General features: G+C 71.4%; 20 protein-coding genes. 10 read left to right on the top strand and 10 right to left on the bottom strand.

Annotated elements, in window-relative coordinates; genetic code table 11:
• Nucleotides 1-15 precede the first annotated feature (15 nt).
• The gene (locus ABZ027_RS33460; protein ID WP_356774939.1) at nt 16-507 is read right to left on the bottom strand and encodes a nuclear transport factor 2 family protein; all 492 of its coding nucleotides are present in this window, start codon (nt 505-507) and stop codon (nt 16-18) included.
• Nucleotides 508-648: 141 nt separating this feature from the next.
• On the opposite strand from ABZ027_RS33460, the gene ABZ027_RS33465 reads away from it, so the two are divergent.
• On the top strand, nt 649-1,389 hold the full coding sequence (locus ABZ027_RS33465; protein ID WP_356774941.1) for an SDR family oxidoreductase: 741 nt from the start codon (nt 649-651) through the stop codon (nt 1,387-1,389).
• An 84-nt stretch (nt 1,390-1,473) separates the two neighbouring features.
• Here ABZ027_RS33465 and ABZ027_RS33470 read toward each other — a convergent pair whose 3' ends face one another.
• The 3 genes from ABZ027_RS33470 to ABZ027_RS33480 all read right to left on the bottom strand — a co-directional run bounded on the left by ABZ027_RS33470 (nt 1,474) and on the right by ABZ027_RS33480 (nt 3,675).
• Entirely contained in the window at nt 1,474-1,653 is a 180-nt protein-coding gene (locus ABZ027_RS33470; RefSeq protein WP_356774943.1) for a hypothetical protein, read from the bottom strand.
• A gap of 128 nt (nt 1,654-1,781) precedes the next feature.
• Entirely contained in the window at nt 1,782-2,657 is an 876-nt protein-coding gene (locus ABZ027_RS33475) for an undecaprenyl-diphosphate phosphatase (RefSeq protein WP_356774945.1), read from the bottom strand.
• A gap of 229 nt (nt 2,658-2,886) precedes the next feature.
• Nucleotides 2,887-3,675, bottom strand: coding sequence for a VTT domain-containing protein (locus ABZ027_RS33480; protein ID WP_356774947.1), 789 nt, complete (start codon nt 3,673-3,675; stop codon nt 2,887-2,889).
• A 309-nt stretch (nt 3,676-3,984) separates the two neighbouring features.
• Here ABZ027_RS33480 and tuf point away from each other — a divergent pair, with 309 nt between their 5' ends.
• Complete coding sequence (tuf, locus tag ABZ027_RS33485; protein WP_356774949.1) at nt 3,985-5,163, top strand: elongation factor Tu; 1,179 nt, start codon at nt 3,985-3,987, stop codon at nt 5,161-5,163.
• A gap of 121 nt (nt 5,164-5,284) precedes the next feature.
• Nucleotides 5,285-6,130 carry a fused MFS/spermidine synthase gene (locus ABZ027_RS33490; protein WP_356774951.1) on the top strand — a complete coding sequence of 282 codons (846 nt, stop codon included), beginning with the start codon at nt 5,285-5,287 and terminating at the stop codon, nt 6,128-6,130.
• A 33-nt stretch (nt 6,131-6,163) separates the two neighbouring features.
• On the opposite strand, the gene ABZ027_RS33495 is transcribed toward ABZ027_RS33490, so the two are convergent.
• Entirely contained in the window at nt 6,164-7,165 is a 1,002-nt protein-coding gene (locus ABZ027_RS33495; protein WP_356774953.1) for a hypothetical protein, read from the bottom strand.
• 161 nt (nt 7,166-7,326) lie between these two features.
• On the opposite strand from ABZ027_RS33495, the gene ABZ027_RS33500 reads away from it, so the two are divergent.
• Nucleotides 7,327-7,764 (top strand): DUF4442 domain-containing protein, encoded by a 438-nt coding sequence (locus ABZ027_RS33500; protein ID WP_356774983.1) that lies wholly within the window; start codon nt 7,327-7,329, stop codon nt 7,762-7,764.
• 97 nt (nt 7,765-7,861) lie between these two features.
• On the opposite strand, the gene galU is transcribed toward ABZ027_RS33500, so the two are convergent.
• Complete coding sequence (galU, locus tag ABZ027_RS33505; protein WP_356774955.1) at nt 7,862-8,809, bottom strand: UTP--glucose-1-phosphate uridylyltransferase GalU; 948 nt, start codon at nt 8,807-8,809, stop codon at nt 7,862-7,864.
• A gap of 446 nt (nt 8,810-9,255) precedes the next feature.
• Between galU and ABZ027_RS33510 the strand changes: the two genes are divergently transcribed.
• Nucleotides 9,256-10,746: an RICIN domain-containing protein gene (locus tag ABZ027_RS33510; RefSeq protein ID WP_356774957.1), complete on the top strand. Its 1,491-nt coding sequence runs from the start codon at nt 9,256-9,258 to the stop codon at nt 10,744-10,746.
• A 413-nt stretch (nt 10,747-11,159) separates the two neighbouring features.
• A complete protein-coding gene (locus tag ABZ027_RS33515) occupies nt 11,160-11,810 on the top strand; it encodes a DedA family protein (RefSeq protein WP_356774985.1) in 651 nt (216 codons plus the stop codon).
• Between the two features lie 100 nt (nt 11,811-11,910).
• Here the strand turns inward: ABZ027_RS33515 and ABZ027_RS33520 are convergent, their stop codons facing one another.
• Nucleotides 11,911-12,438: a gamma carbonic anhydrase family protein gene (locus tag ABZ027_RS33520; protein ID WP_356774959.1), complete on the bottom strand. Its 528-nt coding sequence runs from the start codon at nt 12,436-12,438 to the stop codon at nt 11,911-11,913.
• A 109-nt stretch (nt 12,439-12,547) separates the two neighbouring features.
• Here ABZ027_RS33520 and ABZ027_RS33525 point away from each other — a divergent pair, with 109 nt between their 5' ends.
• The 3 genes from ABZ027_RS33525 to ABZ027_RS33535 all read left to right on the top strand — a co-directional run bounded on the left by ABZ027_RS33525 (nt 12,548) and on the right by ABZ027_RS33535 (nt 14,620).
• Nucleotides 12,548-13,312 carry an acyltransferase gene (locus ABZ027_RS33525; protein WP_356774961.1) on the top strand — a complete coding sequence of 255 codons (765 nt, stop codon included), beginning with the start codon at nt 12,548-12,550 and terminating at the stop codon, nt 13,310-13,312.
• Between the two features lie 144 nt (nt 13,313-13,456).
• The gene (locus tag ABZ027_RS33530; protein WP_356774963.1) at nt 13,457-14,029 is read left to right on the top strand and encodes an XRE family transcriptional regulator; all 573 of its coding nucleotides are present in this window, start codon (nt 13,457-13,459) and stop codon (nt 14,027-14,029) included.
• Between the two features lie 33 nt (nt 14,030-14,062).
• The gene (locus tag ABZ027_RS33535) at nt 14,063-14,620 is read left to right on the top strand and encodes a YbaK/EbsC family protein (protein ID WP_356774965.1); all 558 of its coding nucleotides are present in this window, start codon (nt 14,063-14,065) and stop codon (nt 14,618-14,620) included.
• 9 nt (nt 14,621-14,629) lie between these two features.
• On the opposite strand, the gene ABZ027_RS33540 is transcribed toward ABZ027_RS33535, so the two are convergent.
• Nucleotides 14,630-15,772: a cation diffusion facilitator family transporter gene (locus ABZ027_RS33540; RefSeq protein ID WP_356774967.1), complete on the bottom strand. Its 1,143-nt coding sequence runs from the start codon at nt 15,770-15,772 to the stop codon at nt 14,630-14,632.
• Nucleotides 15,773-15,832: 60 nt separating this feature from the next.
• On the opposite strand from ABZ027_RS33540, the gene ABZ027_RS33545 reads away from it, so the two are divergent.
• Nucleotides 15,833-16,192 carry a metalloregulator ArsR/SmtB family transcription factor gene (locus tag ABZ027_RS33545; protein ID WP_356774969.1) on the top strand — a complete coding sequence of 120 codons (360 nt, stop codon included), beginning with the start codon at nt 15,833-15,835 and terminating at the stop codon, nt 16,190-16,192.
• Between the two features lie 18 nt (nt 16,193-16,210).
• On the opposite strand, the gene ABZ027_RS33550 is transcribed toward ABZ027_RS33545, so the two are convergent.
• Both ABZ027_RS33550 and ABZ027_RS33555 read right to left on the bottom strand, forming a co-directional pair.
• Nucleotides 16,211-17,431 (bottom strand): 4-hydroxybenzoate 3-monooxygenase, encoded by a 1,221-nt coding sequence (locus ABZ027_RS33550; RefSeq protein WP_356774970.1) that lies wholly within the window; start codon nt 17,429-17,431, stop codon nt 16,211-16,213.
• A gap of 39 nt (nt 17,432-17,470) precedes the next feature.
• Nucleotides 17,471-17,878 (bottom strand): CoA-binding protein, encoded by a 408-nt coding sequence (locus ABZ027_RS33555; RefSeq protein WP_356774971.1) that lies wholly within the window; start codon nt 17,876-17,878, stop codon nt 17,471-17,473.
• Between the last annotated feature and the right edge of the window lie 299 nt (nt 17,879-18,177).

The raw sequence follows: 18,177 nt of genomic DNA on the forward strand, positions 1-18,177 counted from the left end.
TCTACCCTGTATGGCTCAATTGATCACAGACGCCGGCGCCCGGCCGGGCAGGCGCCGCCACTTCTCCCGGACGACCACCTCGCGCAGCCGCCAGCCGTCCTCCGTGCGCAGCAGCCCGAAGTCGTACCGGCCGCCGCACACGAAGTCGGGGGTGCCCGGGCCGGCGCCGTCCCCTTCCTCGGCGAGGCGCATGGGATTGACGTAGTCGGCCTGGACCTGGGCCGTGTCCCCGGTGTCCTGGTTCAGGACGCCGAAACGCAGCCGACGGTTGACGATCAGATGCTGGCGCATCGCGAACACCCGCATGCTCTCCGCGAGCCAGGTGGCGACGTGCCGGGCGTCCCCCTCGATCCCACCGGCCGAGCGGTAGTCCGCCCGCCCGTCGGAAGTGAACAGACCGCGGTACGCCGGCCAGTCACCGTCGTCCACGGCCACCGCGTAGTCGGTGATCAGCCCGTCGACGGCCAGTCGGTCCATCACTGCGGCAAGCTCCACACGCTGCGTCATCGGCTCAGTGTTGGGCATGGCGGGGACGGCGCCAAGGGGGCGGGGCCAAGCGGGCGCGGGGCAGCGCCACGAAGTCGCCGGCGGGGCAGCACTATGTGCTGCATGGACCGACCAACAGGACAGACAGCGCAGGAGGTTCTCATGGCACGTCCCGTCACGGTGGTCACCGGTGGCAGCAGGGGGATCGGGGCCGCGACCTGTCTGCGGCTCGCGGCGGACGGACATGACGTGGTGGTGGGGTACGTCCGGGACGCCGCCGCTGCCGAGGAGGTGGCGGACGGGGTGAGGAACGCCGGGCGTCGATGTGTCGCGGTGCGGGTGGACACCTCGGTCGAGGCGGAGGTCGACGGGCTCTTCCGCGTGGCGGAGGAGCGGCTCGGGCCGGTGACGGGGCTGGTGAACAACGCGGGCGTGACCGGTCCGTTGGGGCGGCTCGCCGACGCGGAACCGGTGGATCTGCGTCGGGTCGTGGACGTCAACCTGCTGGGCACGCTGCTGTGTTCACGTCGGGCGGCTCAGCTGATGACGGTCCGGGGGAGCGGCGTGATCGTGAATGTGTCGTCGGCTGCCGCCACCCTTGGAGGCCCGGGCGACTATGTCCACTACGCGGCGACCAAGGCCGCTGTCGATGCTCTGACAGTGGGCCTGGCCAAGGAACTCGGGCCGGACGGGGTCCGGGTCAACGCGGTCGCGCCCGGAATGATCGACACGGAGATGCACGCGACGATGGGCGACCCGGATCGTGCGCGACGCGCGGCCGGCACGATTCCGTTGCGGAGGCCGGGACAGGCGGAGGAGATCGCGGCGGCCGTCGCATGGCTGATGTCGCCCGACGCGTCGTACGCGACGGGGGCGGTACTGCGGGTGTCCGGCGGGCGGTGAGTGGGGGCGGCTGACGGTGCACGGTCGTCGAACGGGCCCGACGGTCGAAAGGATTCGGCGGGGCAGCCCACCTATGGGCCGGTCTCAGGCCGCCTCGACGATCTCGCCGCGCATCGCGGCCGCCCACTCGACCACCAACAGTTCGTACTCCGCGCGCTCCTGGGTCGACAGGATGCCGCCCGCGCGCATCCAGAGGGCCCGGATCTGCTCGTTCAACTCGGCAGCAGACCGCACGGAACCAGGAGCCACGGTATTGGGGGACATGCGCACAAGCCTAGGGCCAAGCACTGACAGTCCGCTATGGAATGGCTACCGATCCCGTATGTGCTTGGTCACTGATTTTTCGTCATGGCCGCTGGAACAGCCGGGCGGGCGGGGAGAGTTGGCGGGCCTCAGCCTGCGGACTCAGCCGCGTGCGGGCTCAGCGCACCCATACTGACCAGCACGATCACCGCTATACCGAGGGCGATGCGGTACCAGACGAACGGCATGAAGCTCTTGGTCGAGATGAATTTCATGAACCAGGCGATGACCGCGTAGCCGGTTCCGAAGGCGATCACCGTGGCGAAGATCGTCGGGCCCCAGGATATGTGGTCGCTCTCCATCGCGTCCTTGACCTCGAACAGGCCCGAGGCGAGCACCGCCGGGATGGCGAGGAGGAAGGAGTAGCGGGCCGCGGCCTCGCGGGTGTAGCCCATGAACAGGCCGCCGCTGATGGTGGCCCCGGAGCGGGAGACACCCGGGATGAGGGCGCAGGCCTGGCACAGGCCGTAGATCAGGCCGTCCTTGACGCTCAGGTCCTTGATGGTCTTGCGCTGCTTGGGCGCCCGGTGCCGGCCGCCGTTCTCGTCGCGGGCCGCCAGCCGGTCGGCGATGCCGATGACCACGCCCACCACGATCAGCATCGTCGCGGTGACCCGCAGATCGCGGAACGGCCCCTCGATCTGGTCCTTCAGCGTCACCCCGAGCACGCCGATCGGGATCGAGCCGACGATGACGAGCCAGCCCATCTGCGCGTCGTGGTTGGCGCGCATCTCCTTCTTGGCCAGCGAACGCGTCCACGCGGAGATGATCCGCCCGATGTCCTTGCGGAAGTAGATCAGCACCGCGGCCTCGGTGCCGATCTGGGTGATCGCGGTGAAGGCCGCGCCGGGGTCCTTCCAGCCCGAGAAGGCCGCCGTCAGGCGCAGGTGCGCGCTGGAGGAGACGGGGAGGAACTCGGTCAGCCCCTGGACGAGTCCGAGGATGAGGGATTCAAACCAAGACATGAAGTTACGGAGTCCAAGCGCTGATCGTGGTGAGGAGCGACGGGCACACCGAGCCGCAGGGCGCGGCGATCAGATGTGTCGAGGGGCAGCGTAGCGTCCTGAAGTGACCGTCCTGGCACAGGGGTTTGAAAGTGAGGGCGTGCGCTACGGGGCTGTCGGGCCGGTCACCGTCCGGCCCCGGCGGCTGCGGAGAGGCCGCCAGGTCCTCGTCGGCGGACCGGTGACCCGGTTACCGGACCCCGCGCAGCTGGTGACGCTTGCGCCAGGCTATCGCCGCGCCCACCAGCGCCGGCAGCGCGATGCAGGCCATCGCGATCAGGAAGGCCGGCGACGTCGGCGTCGAGGCGCGGGCGCCCGCGACGACATAGGCGGCGGTGTTCGGGATCGAGCCGAGCCCGGTGGCGACCAGGAACGGGACGTAGCCCATGCGGGAGACGGCCGCGCAGTAGTTGGCGGCCCAGAACGGCACGCCGGGAAACAGCCGCGCCGCCAGCATCGAGCGGAAGCCGTGCCTGCTGAGCTGCCCGTCCGCTGCCTTCAGCCATCGCCCCCGCAGCAGCGGGCGCAACGCGTCCTGGCCGAGGACGCGGCCCAGGCCGAAGGAGATGCCGGCGCCGAGCACCGTGCCCGCGAGAGCCGAGGCGATCCCGAACTGGGAGCCGAAGAGCGCCCCCGCCGCCAGGTTCAGCAGGGGGCGGGGCACGAAGGCGACGGTGCACAGCCCGTACGCGACCGCGAAGACCAGGGCCGCCGCGGCTCCGCCGAGCTGTGGTGGCCAGCCGTCCGCCAACAGCCGCTGTGGCTCGAACAGCAGCACCGTCGAGGCGGCGCCGGCGAGCAGCGCGACGAGCAGCGACAGGCGCGACCACGGCGACAACAGCACTCTCGAACAGCGTGCGGTGAATCCCGCCGGCGCGGTGATGGGGGTGACGAAATCCGTGGCTAGGGCGAGCTCCGTGACGGTGGCCCGGGGAGAGGCCGTTGCGGTGCCCCCAGAGCGGGTGGTGGCATCGAGCATCCTGCGACGGTAACCGACGGACATGTGTGATCGCCGTATGGATCCTGTCCGTTGTACCTTTTGTCCCCGCGAAAAACCATTCGACGTGGGACGACGCTTCGGCAATGATCTGCGTCATGTTCCGGTACGCCTTCCTCCTCGCAGCATCCGCAGTCGCGGATGCGCCGAAGGCTGCCGTTCCTTTCTTCGCGGCCGCTGTCGACGGCGCTCGAAGCTGACCCTCTCCGGAACGTCCGGCGGACCCCGCAGGGGGAGGGTCGGCAAGTCCTCGGGGTCCCATCACCTACGCAGAGGCTTCGAGGAACCGCTATGTCCAAGACCGCGTACGTCCGCACCAAACCGCATCTGAACATCGGCACGATGGGTCATGTCGACCACGGCAAGACCACGCTGACCGCCGCCATCACCAAGGTCCTCGCCGACCGCGGATCCGGCAGCGGCACCCACTACGTGCCGTTCGACCGCATCGACCGGGCGCCGGAGGAGGCCGCGCGCGGCATCACCATCAACATCGCGCACGTCGAGTACGAGACCGACACCCGCCACTACGCGCACGTGGACATGCCGGGCCACGCCGACTACGTCAAGAACATGGTCACCGGCGCCGCGCAGCTCGACGGGGCGATCCTGGTCGTCTCCGCGCTCGACGGGATCATGCCGCAGACCGCCGAACACGTGCTGCTGGCCCGTCAGGTGGGCGTGAACCACGTCGTCGTCGCCCTCAACAAGGCCGACGCGGGCGACGAGGAGCTCATCGACCTCGTCGAGCTGGAGGTGCGCGACCTGCTCACCGCGCACGGCTACGGCGGCGACGTGGCGCCCGTCGTACGGGTCTCGGGGCTCAGGGCCCTGGAAGGGGACCCGCGCTGGACGGCCTCCATCGAGGCGCTGCTCGACGCGGTCGACACCTATGTGCCGATGCCCGAGCGGTACCTGGACGCGCCGTTCCTGATGCCGGTGGAGAACGTGCTGACCATCACCGGCCGGGGGACGGTCGTCACCGGTGCGGTCGAGCGGGGCAGGGTGCGCGTCGGGGACCGGGTCGAGGTGCTCGGGGCCGCCGTGGAGACGGTGGTCACGGGACTGGAGACCTTCGGCAAGCCGATGGAGGAGGCGGAGGCCGGGGACAACGTGGCGCTGCTGCTGCGAGGAGTGCCGCGGGACGCGGTGCGGCGGGGGCATGTGGTGGCGGCGCCGGGGAGTGTGGTGCCGCGGAGTCGTTTCTCGGCGCAGGTGTACGTGCTCTCGACGCGTGAGGGCGGCCGTTCGACGCCGGTCGCCACGGGGTACCGGCCGCAGTTCTACATTCGCACCGCGGATGTGGTCGGTTCCGTGGACCTGGGGGAGATCGCCGTCGCCCGGCCCGGGGAGACGGTCGCCATGACCGTCGAGCTGGGGCGTGAGGTACCGCTCGAGGCGGGACTCGGGTTCGCCATCCGTGAGGGCGGGCGGACCGTGGGGGCGGGGACCGTGACCGCCGTCGAGTGAGAGGACGGCCCGTTTGCGGGGGACCGCGGGATCGGTGTGACCGGTCGCGCGGTCCCCCGCGCCCCTGCGGGGCGTGCCGGCGCGGGCGGCTCAGCAGGGCTGCACCGGCACAATGGATCTCGTGAACGAATCCGTCCCCGTCATCCGTGCCGTCGATCACGGCACCGCCAAGCTCATGCCCGACGTCGATCGGGAACGCGCCTGGCTGCTCACCGTCGACGGGGCACCGCAGTCGTACGTCGACCTGGACGAGCCGGAACACCTGGAGTTCGAGTACGCGCGGCGGCTCGGGCACGTCCTGGACACGGTCGCCGAGGCGGGGCGTCCGCTGGACGTGCTGCATCTCGGCGGGGGCGCGCTCACCCTGCCCCGGTACCTGGCCGCGACCCGGCCCGGCTCCCGGCAGGACGTCGTCGAGGCCGACGGCGCCCTGCTGGACCTGGTCGTGGAGCAACTGCCGTTGCCCGAGGGCGCGGGTGTCGTCGTGCACGCGGCGGACGCCCGGGCCTGGCTGGAGGCGGCCCCGGCGGACTCGGCCGACGTGCTGGTCGCCGACGTCTTCGGCGGCTCGCGGGTACCGGCCCACCTGACGTCCGTCCCCTACGCCCGCGCGGCCGCCCGGGTCCTGCGCGGTCACGGCGTCTATCTGGCCAACCTGGCGGACGCGGCGCCCTTCGCCTTCCTGCGCTCGCAACTGGCCACCTTCGCGACGGTGTTCGCGGAGCTGGTGCTGATCGCCGAGCCGGGCGTGCTGCGCGGGCGCCGCTTCGGCAACGTGGTGATCGTCGCCGCGCACCACCCCGTGGACACGGCCGCCCTGGCCCGGCTCACCGCGTCGGACGCCTTCCCCGCGCGCGTCGAACACGGGGCCGCCCTGCGGGACTTCATCGGTGCCGCACGGCCGGTTGGGGACGAGGACGCCGTACCGTCGCCCGAACCCCCGGACGGGGCGTTCGGCATCGGGTGACCTCAGGCAGGCGCCCGCGTCGTGCCGGGCGGCTCAGCCGGTCGGATCCCCGTGCAGCCGTACCGTGCTGAGGATCTTCATGATGGTCTTCTCGGGAACCTCTTCCTTGACGCCCTTGGCGCCGTAGAAGTTCCACGACACGAAGTCACCGGCCGAGTTCTTGAAGCCGAAGCTGATCGCCTTGCCGTCGGTGACGCACTTGCCCTTCGCCGGTGTGTCGGTCGACGAGGCCCAGGAGTAGCTGCCCTTGACGCCGGACGCGGTGGTGTAGGGCGTGGCCTTCTTCGCGACGGTGATGCTCTTCTTGTCCGGCTGGGTGTATCCGCCGTAGACCCACCAGGCGGGGTTGTTCAGCGCGATCTCGTCGGTGTCCTTGGCGCCGTTGGCGCCCTTGGTGCCGGTCGCGGCCAGGGACATGGTGTCCATCCGGCCGTCCTTGTCGTCGTCGGACTCGCACCAGTTGGACTTGAGGACCGCGGGCGCCGACATCGTGATGATCGGCTTGAGGTCGTCGGACTTCTCGTCCTCGAAGGCGATTGCCGAGTTCGCGGACCGCACCTCCCAGTCCGCCGGTACGTCGAACGCGGTGCCCCATTTGGGATTGACGACGATCTTCCAGCCCGCCACGGTCGCCTTCTCGGCGTCACCGCCGCGCGGGTCCTCCTCGGACGGGGAGGCGGACGTGCTCGGCTCGGTGGACGTGCTGGTCGACGGCTTGGTGTCCTTGCCGCCGTCCGCCTCGTCGTCCTTGTCCCCGCCCAGCACCAGGAACCCGGTCACGCCGGCCGCCACGACCACCGCGAGGGCCGCCACGATCGCGACCACCTTGGTCCGGTTTCCGCCACCACCGGACGGCGGCTCGGGGGAGCCCACCGGTGCCGGAGCGCCCCACTGCGGCTGCTGCGCATAGGGGTTGGGTTGCTGGAATCCGGGCTGCTGATACGGATTCGGCTGCTGGTAACCCGGCTGCTGGTACGGGTTGTTCTGCTGCTGCGGGTTCTGCTCGCCCCCGGGCGGCTGCTGTCCTGGCCACATGGGCAGCCACCCTAGTGCCGAGAGGGACACGATTCGGTCACTGGCCCTTGTCAGGGACGTAGCAATCAGGGCTCGTCCGTGCTCGTGGACCCGTCGATGGACGGCGGCCCTGGTCGCCGATGACTACTCGTGGGTAACATGCCGCTATGAGCGCAGATCAGATGTCGATCGGCGAGTTGCTCGCCGCCACGGTGCCGATGGTTCGGACCCTGAACCTGGAGTATCTGGAGACCACTCCGGAGAAGGCGGTACTGGCCCTTCCGGACCAGAGCGAGTACCGCAATCACGTGGGCGGGCCGCACGCCGGAGCGATGTTCACGCTGGGGGAGTCGGCCAGTGGCGCGATCGTGCTGGCGGCCTTCGGGGACCAGCTCTCCCGGGCCGTGCCGCTTCCGGTGACCGCCGAGATCGCGTTCAGGAAGATCGCCCTGGGGCCGGTCACGGCGACCGCGACGCTCGGTCGCCCCGCCGCCGAGGTCGTCGCCGAGCTCGACGAGGGCAAGCGCCCCGAGTTCCCGGTGACCGTCGCCATCCAGCGCGAGGACGGGGCGGTGACCGGGGAGATGACGGTGACCTGGACGCTGCGGCCCAACGGCTGAGCGGCACCGTCCGAACATGTGCGGCCCCCGGCCGGTGCCTGACCGGCCCGGGGCCTCGCGCGTCGTCCGGCCCGGCGGCACCGCCTCGTCGCCCGCGTCAGGCCACGAGCCGACGGCCGCCCGTGGTCCCGCCGCTCTCCAGGCTCGTGACGAACTCCTTGAGCCAGGCCGTGAACTCGGGACCGAGATCCGGGCGGCCGCAGGCCAGTCGGACCACCGTGCGCAGGTAGTCCGCCTTGTCGCCGGTGTCGTAGCGCAGTCCGTCGAAGAGCACTCCGTGCACCGTGCCGCCCGCGGCGAGTTCCTGAAGGGCGTCGGTCAGCTGGATCTCTCCGCCGCGGCCGGGCGGGGTGCGCTCCAGGGTGTCGAAGACGCCGGGGTCGAGGACATAGCGGCCGATCACCGCATACGTGCTGGGCGCGTCCCGCGGTGAGGGCTTCTCGACCAGGCCGGTCACCCGGACGACGTCGTCCTCCCCGGTCGGTTCCACGGCCGCACAGCCGTAGAGGTGGATCTGCTCGCGGGGCACCTTCATGAGGGCGACCACGCTGCCGGCGTACTGGTCGCGGACGTCGAGCATCCGGCTGAGCAGGGTCTCGCGCGGGTCGATCAGGTCGTCGCCGAGGAGGACCGCGAACGGCCGGTCACCGACGTGGCGGCGGGCGCAGAGCACCGCGTGGCCCAGGCCCAGGGGCTCGCCCTGCCGGATGTGGTGGATGTCCGCCAGTCGTGCCGGGTCGCGCACCGCGTCCAGGCGTACCGCGTCGCCCTTGGCGGCGAGTGCCTGTTCCAGTTCGAAGGCCTGGTCGAAGTGGTCCTCGATGGCCCGCTTGTGCCGGCCGGTGACCATCAGCACGTCATCGAGCCCGGCCGCCGCGGCCTCCTCCACAACGTACTGGATGGCCGGTTTGTCGACGACCGGCAGCATCTCCTTCGGCGTGGCCTTCGTCGCGGGGAGGAAGCGGGTGCCGAGACCGGCGGCTGGGATCACCGCCTTGCGGACCGTGCGGGCGGCGGGGGCAGGGGTCGGGTGGGGGACGATCATGGGGCACAGGGTGGCGTACGGGGATGGGAGTACCCCGGGAGAGAGCTCTGAGTCCGCTGTGGACCGGTTCCCGGAAGTTGGAGATTTCGTGTGCCAACGGGCATGCGACGCACACAACTTGGCGGACCTTTGGTGAAGTCATTCGAATGCGGGTGCTGATACCTTCGGTAACTTTTCTGAAGTGGCCGCCTTTTGAACATGGGTCACTCGAACTTCTTGTTTCCTGTGTGGCGATTATGCAATCGTGAGCCGCCCCTGCAGTCCGACCAGTCGGTATTCGAGCTCACCAATCCGCACGCGCTGCGGCATAGGTATGCACCAATCAGGCACCTGCTTTCCTGCGGGCGCGCATTCGCAGTGCGTCCTGCGGCTTGGAAGGAAATGGTTCAGTGCAATCCCCACACCCGCCCCGCCCCCCTTACCCGCCCCGGCCCGGGGCCGGCTCCGTGGGCTCCGACCGTGAACTCGTCGCCCGGCTGGGCGGGACCACCCCGGACGCGCACGCCGTCGCGCTGCTGATGGCCCGGCACTGGCGGGCGGCCCACGACTACGCGGTCATCTGCCTGGCCTCCTCGGCTGATTCGGCGTCCATGGCGACCGCCGCCGCGTTCCACCGGGTGCTGGAAGGGGCGGGTGCGGGTGCCTTACGGCCGCGACTCCTCGCGGCCGTAAGGGACACCGTGAAGGAGTGGGCCGCGGACGATGTCATTACCGCCGTCCTGCCGGAACTCCGCAAACCGACCGGCGGTCGCGGTCTGCGCGCGGCGAGGTCGCTCACCCCCGAAAGGCGACAGCTCGCCGAGCGCGCATTCCGGGCTCTTCCCGGGGCCTCCCAATGCCTGCTGTGGCACACCGAGGTGGAGGCCGAGTCCCTGTCCGCCGCGGGCGCTCTGCTCGGGGTGGACGCGAGCACGGCGGTGGCCGCGCTGGAGCGGGCCCGTGAGGAATTCCGGACGGGCTGTGTACGGGCCCACCGGGAACTCGCGCCCACCCGCGAATGCCGCTTCTACAACCGTCTTCTCGACATCCCGATTCGCCGCGGCGGAGACCTGCTGCCCGATGTCCAACGGCATCTGGCGGCCTGCCGCCACTGCCGTCACGCCGCCGAACAGCTCAGCCATTTCGACGGCGGCCTGGAAGTGCTGCTCGCCGAGACCGTGCTGGGCTGGGGCGCCCGCCGCTATCTCGACTCGCGGCCCGCCCGTGCCCACAACCACGAGGCGCGACCCGCACGGCATATCGCACGGCATACCGCACGGCTCAGGTCCGGCGGCCGGCACCGCCCCGGGCCGACCGGTCCACTCACCCCGGCCCGCAGGCGCACCAAGGCGGTACTCGTGGGCGCGGGTGTCACGGCCCTGGCGCTGCTCGCGACCGTACTCGTCACCCGGAACTCGTCCGACGGCGACGGCGAACCCGGGCCCGACACCAGCTGGGGAATGGTGAGCGGCAACTCCGTCTCGCCGGGGGCCCCCGACGGCTCGTCCGCCCCCGAACCCCCGCCCTCCGCCTCCGCCCAAGATCCCGTCGAGGTGGGGCGCGGCAGACTCCGCAACACGGGCGCCGACCTCTGCCTCGACCTGCGTGGCGGCCGCCCCGACGGCGGTATCCGGACCGTCCTGGCCCGGTGCTCCTCGGCCGGTTCCCAGCAGTGGTCGTACCAGGACGACGGGCTGCTGCGCTCCGTCACGTACCCGACCCGCTGCCTCGATGCCGACGCCGACAACGACACCGTCGTCCTGGCCGACTGCGTGGTGCACGCCGGCGAAGTGCGCTACGACCTCACCGTCCGCGGCGAACTGCTGCTGCGCCGGGGCGGCGGGCTGCTCGTCGCCCGGGGACCGGACCGGACCGTGGTCGTCGCCGAACGGAACGGATCCGCCGGACAGCGGTGGGTGCTGGAAACAGGCAGCGGCCGCCACGGGAGCGCCCGGTAGGAGGGGCTGCCCGGCATCGCCCCCCAGGGCGCCGGCCCGCCCGCGCCGTCGGATCAGTCGGCGTCCGCCCCAGCGTCAGCGGGCCCGAACTCTCCGTGCCGGGCCACCGCCGCGCCCGAGAGCGATCAGCCCCCGCCGGCGGGCCCAAGGCTCGGCGGGGCGCTCCGAGACCCGGGTCGCCCAGGTCGGCGGCTGCGACGCGACCGCGTCCGAGTGTGAGCCGGGGGCTGCAACACCGACGCTGAGCGTGCTCGCCGCCGACTGGGTCGGGGCTGCCGTGCGCCCGGCAGCACACCGGTGGTTGTCGGTGACCCGGTAGGCTTTCCGGGGTGCGTCCGGCAGGGACGCACGCCGGGAATGCGCCCAGGCGCACGCCGGGGGGAATGCAGGACCCGATTGGGGAGGAACCGGCGTTGCACGTCCAGGACTGGCTCGACACGGTGCCCGCGGCAGCCGTCTACGCCCTCGTGGGACTGGTCATCGGCCTGGAGAGCCTGGGCATCCCGCTGCCCGGCGAGATCATCCTGGTGTCCGCCGCGCTGCTGTCCTCACAGCACGCCGGCATCGACCCGGTGATCCTCGGAGCCTGCGCCAGCCTCGGCGCGGTCATCGGCGACTCCATCGGCTACGCCATCGGCCGCCGGGGCGGACGTCCACTGCTGGCCTGGCTCGGCAAGAAGTTCCCCAAGCACTTCAGCGAGGGCCACATCGCCACCGCCGAGCGGTCCTTCGAGAAGTGGGGCATGTGGGCCGTCTTCTTCGGTCGTTTCGTCGCCCTGCTGCGGATCTTCGCGGGACCGCTGGCGGGCGTGCTGCGGATGCCGTACTGGAAGTTCCTGATCGCCAACGTGCTCGGCGGTGTGCTGTGGGCGGGCGGCACGACCGCCGTCATCTACTACGTCGGGATCGTCGCGGAGTCGTGGCTGAAGCGGTTCTCGTGGCTGGGCCTGGTGGCCGCGGTGCTGGTGGGGCTCACATCGATGCTGGTGCTCAAGCGCAAGGCCGCGAAGGCGCAGGCCGCTCCGCGGGACGCCGAGGTGGAGACGGTGCCCGCCGCCGACTGATGTCGGGGTGGGCCGCCCGGCCGCCGGTGGCCGGTGGCTGGTGGCGCCCCCGCGGGCGAAGTGGCGCGTCGACACCGCCGCGCGCCTCGGGCGGGCCGTACTACTCGTGGACTTCCCGGTGCGCCTTCGCCAGGTCCGCGTAGAGCGTTCCGTTCAGCGTGACTCCCTGGCGCTCCTCCTCCGACAGCTCACGCCGTACCTTCGCCGGGACGCCGGCCACCAGTGACCCCGGCGGCACCTCCATCCCCTGCGGCACCAGCGCCTGCGCCGCGACCAGCGAACCCGCCCCGATCACAGCGCCGTTGAGCACGGTCGCGCCCATCCCGATCAGACAGTCGTCCCCGACCGTCGCCCCGTGGACCACGGCGTTGTGACCGACCGAGACCCGCTCGCCGATGCTCACCGGGAAACCGGGGTCGGCGTGCAGCGTGCAGTTGTCCTGGACGTTGCTCCGTGCTCCGACGGAGATCCGCTCGACGTCGCCGCGCACCACCGCGCCGTACCAGACGCTCGCACCCGCCTCCAGTGTCACGTCCCCGATCACGGAGGCCGTCGGGGCAACGAACGACTCCTCGTGGATCTTCGGTTCCCTGCCGCCGATGCCTGTGATCAACGCCTTGTGCGCCATAGCTCTCTCCTTGTCTTCGCCATCCGGGGGCACCGTAGCCCACCCGGTGGGGCGAAGATCACAGCCCCTCGACGCCATGCGCGTACGTCACGCTGAGTACGGTGAGCGGGTGCCGAAGCGCAAGAACACGTTCTCATCATGGCGCCGTCGTGCCGTGCAGCGGGCCGTGCACACCGGATGGGCCTGGGTGCAGCGCACCGGCTCCGTCACCGCCGAGCGCCCGGGCCGCTTCCGCTTCGGCGCCCTCGGTTCGGGCACCCGGCTCGCCTTCCCCCTCGGCACGGTCTTCGGCGAACCCTGGATCCAGTTGGGCGCCCACTGCATCGTCGGCGAACAAGTCACCCTCACCGCCGGGATGATGCCCGACCTCGACCTGGGCCCGGACCCGATCCTGCGCATAGGGGACGGGGTCGTCCTCGGCCGGGGCAGCCATGTCATCGCGGACACGACGGTCACCATCGGCAGCGACTGCTACTTCGGGCCGTACGTCTACGTGACCTCCACCAACCACTCGTACGACGATCCCCAGGAGCCCATCGGCAAGCAGTGGCCGCGGATGGAGTCGGTCGAGATCGGGCCGGGCTGCTGGATCGGAACCGGTGCGGTGATCCTGCCGGGCGCACGGATCGGGCGGAACGTCGTCGTGGCGGCCGGTGCCGTGGTGCGCGGTGCGGTGCCCGACCACGCCGTGGTGGCGGGCGCCCCGGCGCGGGTGGTACGGCGCTGGACCCCCGCCGACGGTTGGCAGCCGCCGCTACGGACACCGCCCCCGGTGCCGATCCCCGCGGGCGTCACCCCCGAGCAGCTGCTGGCGCTCGCCGAGCTGGACGAGACGGACGTGGCCCGGCTCGCGGAGCTGGACGCGGAGGCCTAGCGGCTGTCCGAACCGGGCCCGGTCGCCGACGGCGGCAGCGCGCGCTGCCAGGGGGCGCCTCGCAGTACAGTTCGGTCAACGATCTGGTGCACCACATCGCAGTACAGTGCAAGAGACTCTGTCATTCATCATTTTGGACGGAATGTGTCGGACCTCGACCTGCTGACCCAGTCCTTGGCGCGCACCGTCAAGCACTGGCGCTCGGTGCGCGGCTTCACCCTGGACGTGCTTGCCGCACGGGCCGGAGTCAGCCGCGGCATGCTCATCCAGATCGAGCAGGCCCGGACCAACCCGAGCCTCGGCACGGTCGTGAAGATCGGTGACGCGCTCGGCGTCAGCATCACCACCCTGCTCGACTACGAGCAGGGCCCCAAGGTCAGGGTGATCCCCGCCGACCGGGCGGTACGGCTCTGGTCCACCGACGCCGGCAGCTACAACCGGCTGCTCGCGGGCACCGAGGCCCCCGGTCCGCTGGAATTGTGGGACTGGCGGCTGATGCCCGGAGAGAGCAGCCAGTCGGACCCGCACCCCACCGGCACCGTCGAGCTGGTCCACGTCACGGCGGGCGAGCTGACGCTGACCGTCGACAGCGTGGAGCACCGCGTCCCGGCGGGCGCGAGCGCCACCTTCGAGGCCAACACCCCGCACACCTACGGCAACCAGGGCGACGTCCCGATGCAGATGGTCCTGGCCGTCTCGGTCCCGCCCGTGCGCTGAACGGGCCTCGGGCGGCACTGTTAGCGTGCCGCCATGGACGCGCCCATCGGACACTTCGACCACGCCAAGCCCGCCCCGGACGCCCTCGACGAGCTGGTTGGTCCGGTCGCCGACGCCGTACGCCACTGGAGCGGCGGTGTCCCCGCCGACCAGATCGTCTACGTCGACACCGACCCCCGGTGGGCCGACACCGCCGTCTTCGTGGAGCGGTACGGCCGCGAGCTGCTGGAGCAGTCGGCGAACTGCGTGGTCGTCGCGGGCAAGCGCGGCGGCGAGACCACTCTCGCCGCGTGTGTCGTGCGGTCCACCACCCGGGTCGACGTCAACGGAGTCGTCCGTCGCCAACTGGGCGCCCGCAAGGCCTCGTTCGCGTCGATGGACACGGCGACCGGGGAGACCGGCATGGAGTACGGCGGCATCACCCCGATCGGACTGCCGGACGACTGGCCGCTGTTGGTCGACCCGTCCGTCGTGGACCTGCCGTACGTCCTGGTCGGCAGCGGACGCAGGCGCGGCAAGCTGCTGGTCCCGGGAAAGGCGTTCGCCCATCTGCCGGGCGCGCTGGTGGTGGAAGGGCTCGGGGTCGCCTGACCGCTCAGGTCAGGCCGTGGCGTGGTGCGCCAGCGGCAGATGCGGATCCGTCTGCCCCGCCACCGGCGCCGGATCGGCGTGCACCAGCGCGGCCGTGAGCCGTGGCATCGCGTGCAGCAGGGCGTGCTCGGCCTCGACGGCGACGGCGTGCGCCTGACGTACCGTCATCTCGCCGTCCACCACGATCGCCACCTCGGCACGCAGCCGGTGCCCGATCCAGCGCAGCCGCAACTCGCCCACCCCGTACACCCCTTCGACCTCCCGTACGGCCCGCTCGGCCCGGTCCACCAGGGCCGGATCGACGGCGTCCAGCACCCGCCGGAACACCTCGCGCGCCGCGTCCCGCAGGACCAGGGCGATCGCGGCGGTGATAGCCAACCCCACGACCGGGTCGGCCAGTCGCCAGCCCAGGGCGGAGCCACCGGCACCCAACAGCACGGCCAGGGACGTGAACCCGTCCGTGCGGGCGTGCAGCCCGTCGGCGACCAGGGCGGCCGAGCCGATGGAACGGCCGACCCGGATCCGGTAGCGGGCCACCCACTCGTTGCCCGCGAAGCCGACCAGCGCGGCGACCGCGACCGCCGGGAGGTGCGTGAGGGGGCGCGGGTCGAGCAGCCGGTCGATCGCCATCCAGCCCGCGAAGGCCGCGGACGCCGCGATCGTCAGCACGATCGCGATGCCCGCCAGGTCCTCCGCCCGGCCGTAGCCGTACGTGAAGCGCCGTGTCGCCGCCCGCCGGCCCAGCACGAAGGCGATGGCGAGCGGTACGGCGGTCAACGCGTCCGCGGCGTTGTGCACCGTGTCACCGAGCAGCGCCACCGACCCGGAGACGGCCACCACGGCCGCCTGCGCCAGGGCCGTCACGCCGAGCACCGACAGCGAGATCCACAGGGCGCGCACCCCGCGGGCCGAGGACTCCAGCGCCGAGTCCAGCTTGTCGGCGGTCTCGTGGGAGTGGGGCGTGAGCAGGTGGGTCAGGCGGTGGCGAAGGCGGGAGGGGCGGGAGTGGACGCGGTCGTGCGGGTGGTCGTGCGGGTGCGGATGGCCGTGTCCTCGCGACTGGTCGTGCGCATGCGAGTGTGTGCGGCCGTGGTCATGACCGTGCTGGTGTCCGTGCCCGTGCTGGTGTCCGTGGTCGTGCCGGTCACTCACGTGGATCCCCTTCCGGTGGCGGGAGTGGACGCGGGACGCCCACCCCGCCATTATGTGCGTATGAGCGCACGCACGCACCTGTCACCTGCGCACCATGCGCACCCGCGTACCCCCGGCGAGGAGCAGTTCGCGCTGGCCGCCGAGCTGCTGGCGCTGCTCGGCGACCGCACCCGGCTGACCCTGCTGCACTCCCTGAGCACGGGCGAGGCCGATGTCACGACGCTCACCGAGGCGTGCGGGGCGGCGCGGCCCGCCGTCAGTCAGCATCTGGCCCGGCTGCGGCTGGCCGGCCTGGTCCATACCCGCAAGGAAGGGCGCCGGGTGGTCTACGCGTTGCGCGACGGCCATCTGCGCCGTCTCCTGGACGAGGCGCTGAACGTGGCCGACCACCGCATCAAGGACCGGCCACCGCACGACTGACCCGCGCGCGGAACCGACTCAGTAGGCGGGTGCCGTACCGAGGTACTGCTCGGCGAAGGCCGCCGCGGCGGCGGGGGAGGTGAACAGGCGCCGGAGCCGGGCGAACGTGGTGCCCGCACGGTAGGCGTCGCCCGACGAGGTGCCGTGGTACACCTCGGACAGCCACTGCGAGAACTCCTGGTAGTCCCACACCCGTCGCAGACACGCCTCCGAATAGCCGTCCAGGCCGGTCTCCTCGCCCTCCGTGAGGTACGCGACGAGCGCGTCACCGAGCAGGAACGCGTCGTGCAGGGCGAGGTTCATGCCCTTCGCCGCGATCGGCGCGGTCAGGTGGGCGGCGTCACCGGCGAGGAAGAGCCGGCCGAACACCATCGGCTCCACGACATAACTGTGCATGTCGAGAACGCGTTTCTCGATCAGCCGCCCCTCGGTCAGCGGCCCGGTGTCCGTCGCCGTGAGGCGCTCCTGGAGCTCGGACCAGACGCGCGCGTGGGACCAGTTCTCCGGGTCGTCGCCCGGCGGGCACTCCAGGTAGTAGCGCGTCACCTCGGGGCTGCGGGCCATGTGCCCGGCGAAACCGTTCGGATGGATGCCGAACACGACGCAGTCGTTGGACGGCGGTGCCTCGGCCAGCAGCGCGAGCCAGCCCGTGCCGTAGTCGTGCCGGGAGACCCGCGCCGAGTCGGGCAGGGCGGCCCGCGTCACCCCGCGTGCCCCGTCGCAGCCGGCGACGAAGTCGCACCGGACTTCCTCGCGCCGCCCTGTCTCCGCATCGAGGTACGACACCGAGGGCCGGTCCGTGTCCAGGTCGTGCAGCCGCACGTCCCGCACACCGAACCGGATCCGCCCGCCGCGCTCGTCCGCGTACCCGCGCACCAGGTCGGTCACCAGCAACGGCTGCGGATAGACGTAGTGGTGACGCCCCGTCAATCCGACGTAGGAGAAGCGGAATCGCTCGCCCGCGAACCGGAACTCGCACTCGGTGTGCAGCTCCGCCCGCTCCAACAGGGTGTCGGCGAGCCCGCGTCGCTGAAGACCGCGCACCGCCCACTCCTCCAGCACCCCGGCCCGGGGCCGCCGCTCGATGAACTCGCGCGTCTCCGTCTCCAGCACGAGACAGTCGACGGAGGCCGCCCGCAGGATGTTGGCGACGGTGAGCCCGGCCGGACCGGCGCCCACGACGACGACCGGGACGTGGCGCGGATCGGCGGTGTCGGGGCGGGGGGTGGCTGACGTCACCCGGACATTATGTCGATGTCGGCGGCCCCCGGGCGGGAGTCAGCCCAGGCGGGGAATCTCGATGGCGGGGCAGCGGTCCATGACCATGTCCAGACCGGCCTCCCGGGTGCGTTCGAACGCGGCCTGGTCGATGACGCCGAGCTGGAACCACACCGCGTCGGCGCCCTTCGTCACCGCCTCGTCGGCGACCGCCCCGGCGAGCTCGCTGTTCACGAACACGTCGACGACGTCCACGTCGAAGGGGATGTCCGCGAGCGAGGCGTAGCCCTGCTCGCCGTGCACGGTCTCCGCCTTCGGGTGGACCGGGACGACACGCTTGCCGTAGCGCTGCAGCACCTCGGCCACGCCGTACGCGGCGCGCCGCCGGTTCGACGAGAGGCCCACCACGGCCCAGGTGTCACCCAGCTCGGTGAGGATCTTGCGGACCGTTGCCTCGTCGCCGTACACGGTGAATCTCCTCGGGTTCGCGGGCGGACTGGTGTAAGGGGCAACAGCGCACGATCCCCCGTGATTCCCGGCCGGGACGGCTCGCCGGACCTGATCCGACCGGGTCCTGTCTTGAACGTCTGTTCGGTTGCACGGTGGCGCGGTGCGGCCCGCGCGCCTACGCTCGGCCCGTGCTGCGCATCATCGACGCCCGGACCGGCGAGCCACACGACGCCAGCGATCACTGGCAGAGAATGCGCTGATCAGGGCGTTGTACGAGCGACGATCACCGGGAGGGTCACAACCGGTCGACCTCCAGG

Source organism: Streptomyces sp. NPDC006332, assembly GCF_040612855.1.
In the GTDB taxonomy this organism is placed as follows: domain Bacteria; phylum Actinomycetota; class Actinomycetes; order Streptomycetales; family Streptomycetaceae; genus Streptomyces.

Bases quoted from the DNA above. Each gene is read 5' to 3' on its own strand.
- ABZ027_RS33460 (WP_356774939.1), bottom strand. From the start codon at position 507: ATGACGCAGCGTGTGGAGCTTGCCGCAGTGATGGACCGACTGGCCGTC.
- ABZ027_RS33465 (WP_356774941.1), top strand. From the start codon at position 649: ATGGCACGTCCCGTCACGGTGGTCACCGGTGGCAGCAGGGGGATCGGG.
- ABZ027_RS33470 (WP_356774943.1), bottom strand. From the start codon at position 1,653: ATGTCCCCCAATACCGTGGCTCCTGGTTCCGTGCGGTCTGCTGCCGAG.
- ABZ027_RS33475 (WP_356774945.1), bottom strand. From the start codon at position 2,657: ATGTCTTGGTTTGAATCCCTCATCCTCGGACTCGTCCAGGGGCTGACC.
- ABZ027_RS33480 (WP_356774947.1), bottom strand. From the start codon at position 3,675: ATGCTCGATGCCACCACCCGCTCTGGGGGCACCGCAACGGCCTCTCCC.
- tuf (WP_356774949.1), top strand. From the start codon at position 3,985: ATGTCCAAGACCGCGTACGTCCGCACCAAACCGCATCTGAACATCGGC.
- ABZ027_RS33495 (WP_356774953.1), bottom strand. From the start codon at position 7,165: ATGTGGCCAGGACAGCAGCCGCCCGGGGGCGAGCAGAACCCGCAGCAG.
- ABZ027_RS33500 (WP_356774983.1), top strand. From the start codon at position 7,327: ATGTCGATCGGCGAGTTGCTCGCCGCCACGGTGCCGATGGTTCGGACC.
- galU (WP_356774955.1), bottom strand. From the start codon at position 8,809: ATGATCGTCCCCCACCCGACCCCTGCCCCCGCCGCCCGCACGGTCCGC.
- ABZ027_RS33520 (WP_356774959.1), bottom strand. From the start codon at position 12,438: ATGGCGCACAAGGCGTTGATCACAGGCATCGGCGGCAGGGAACCGAAG.
- ABZ027_RS33535 (WP_356774965.1), top strand. From the start codon at position 14,063: ATGGACGCGCCCATCGGACACTTCGACCACGCCAAGCCCGCCCCGGAC.
- ABZ027_RS33545 (WP_356774969.1), top strand. From the start codon at position 15,833: ATGAGCGCACGCACGCACCTGTCACCTGCGCACCATGCGCACCCGCGT.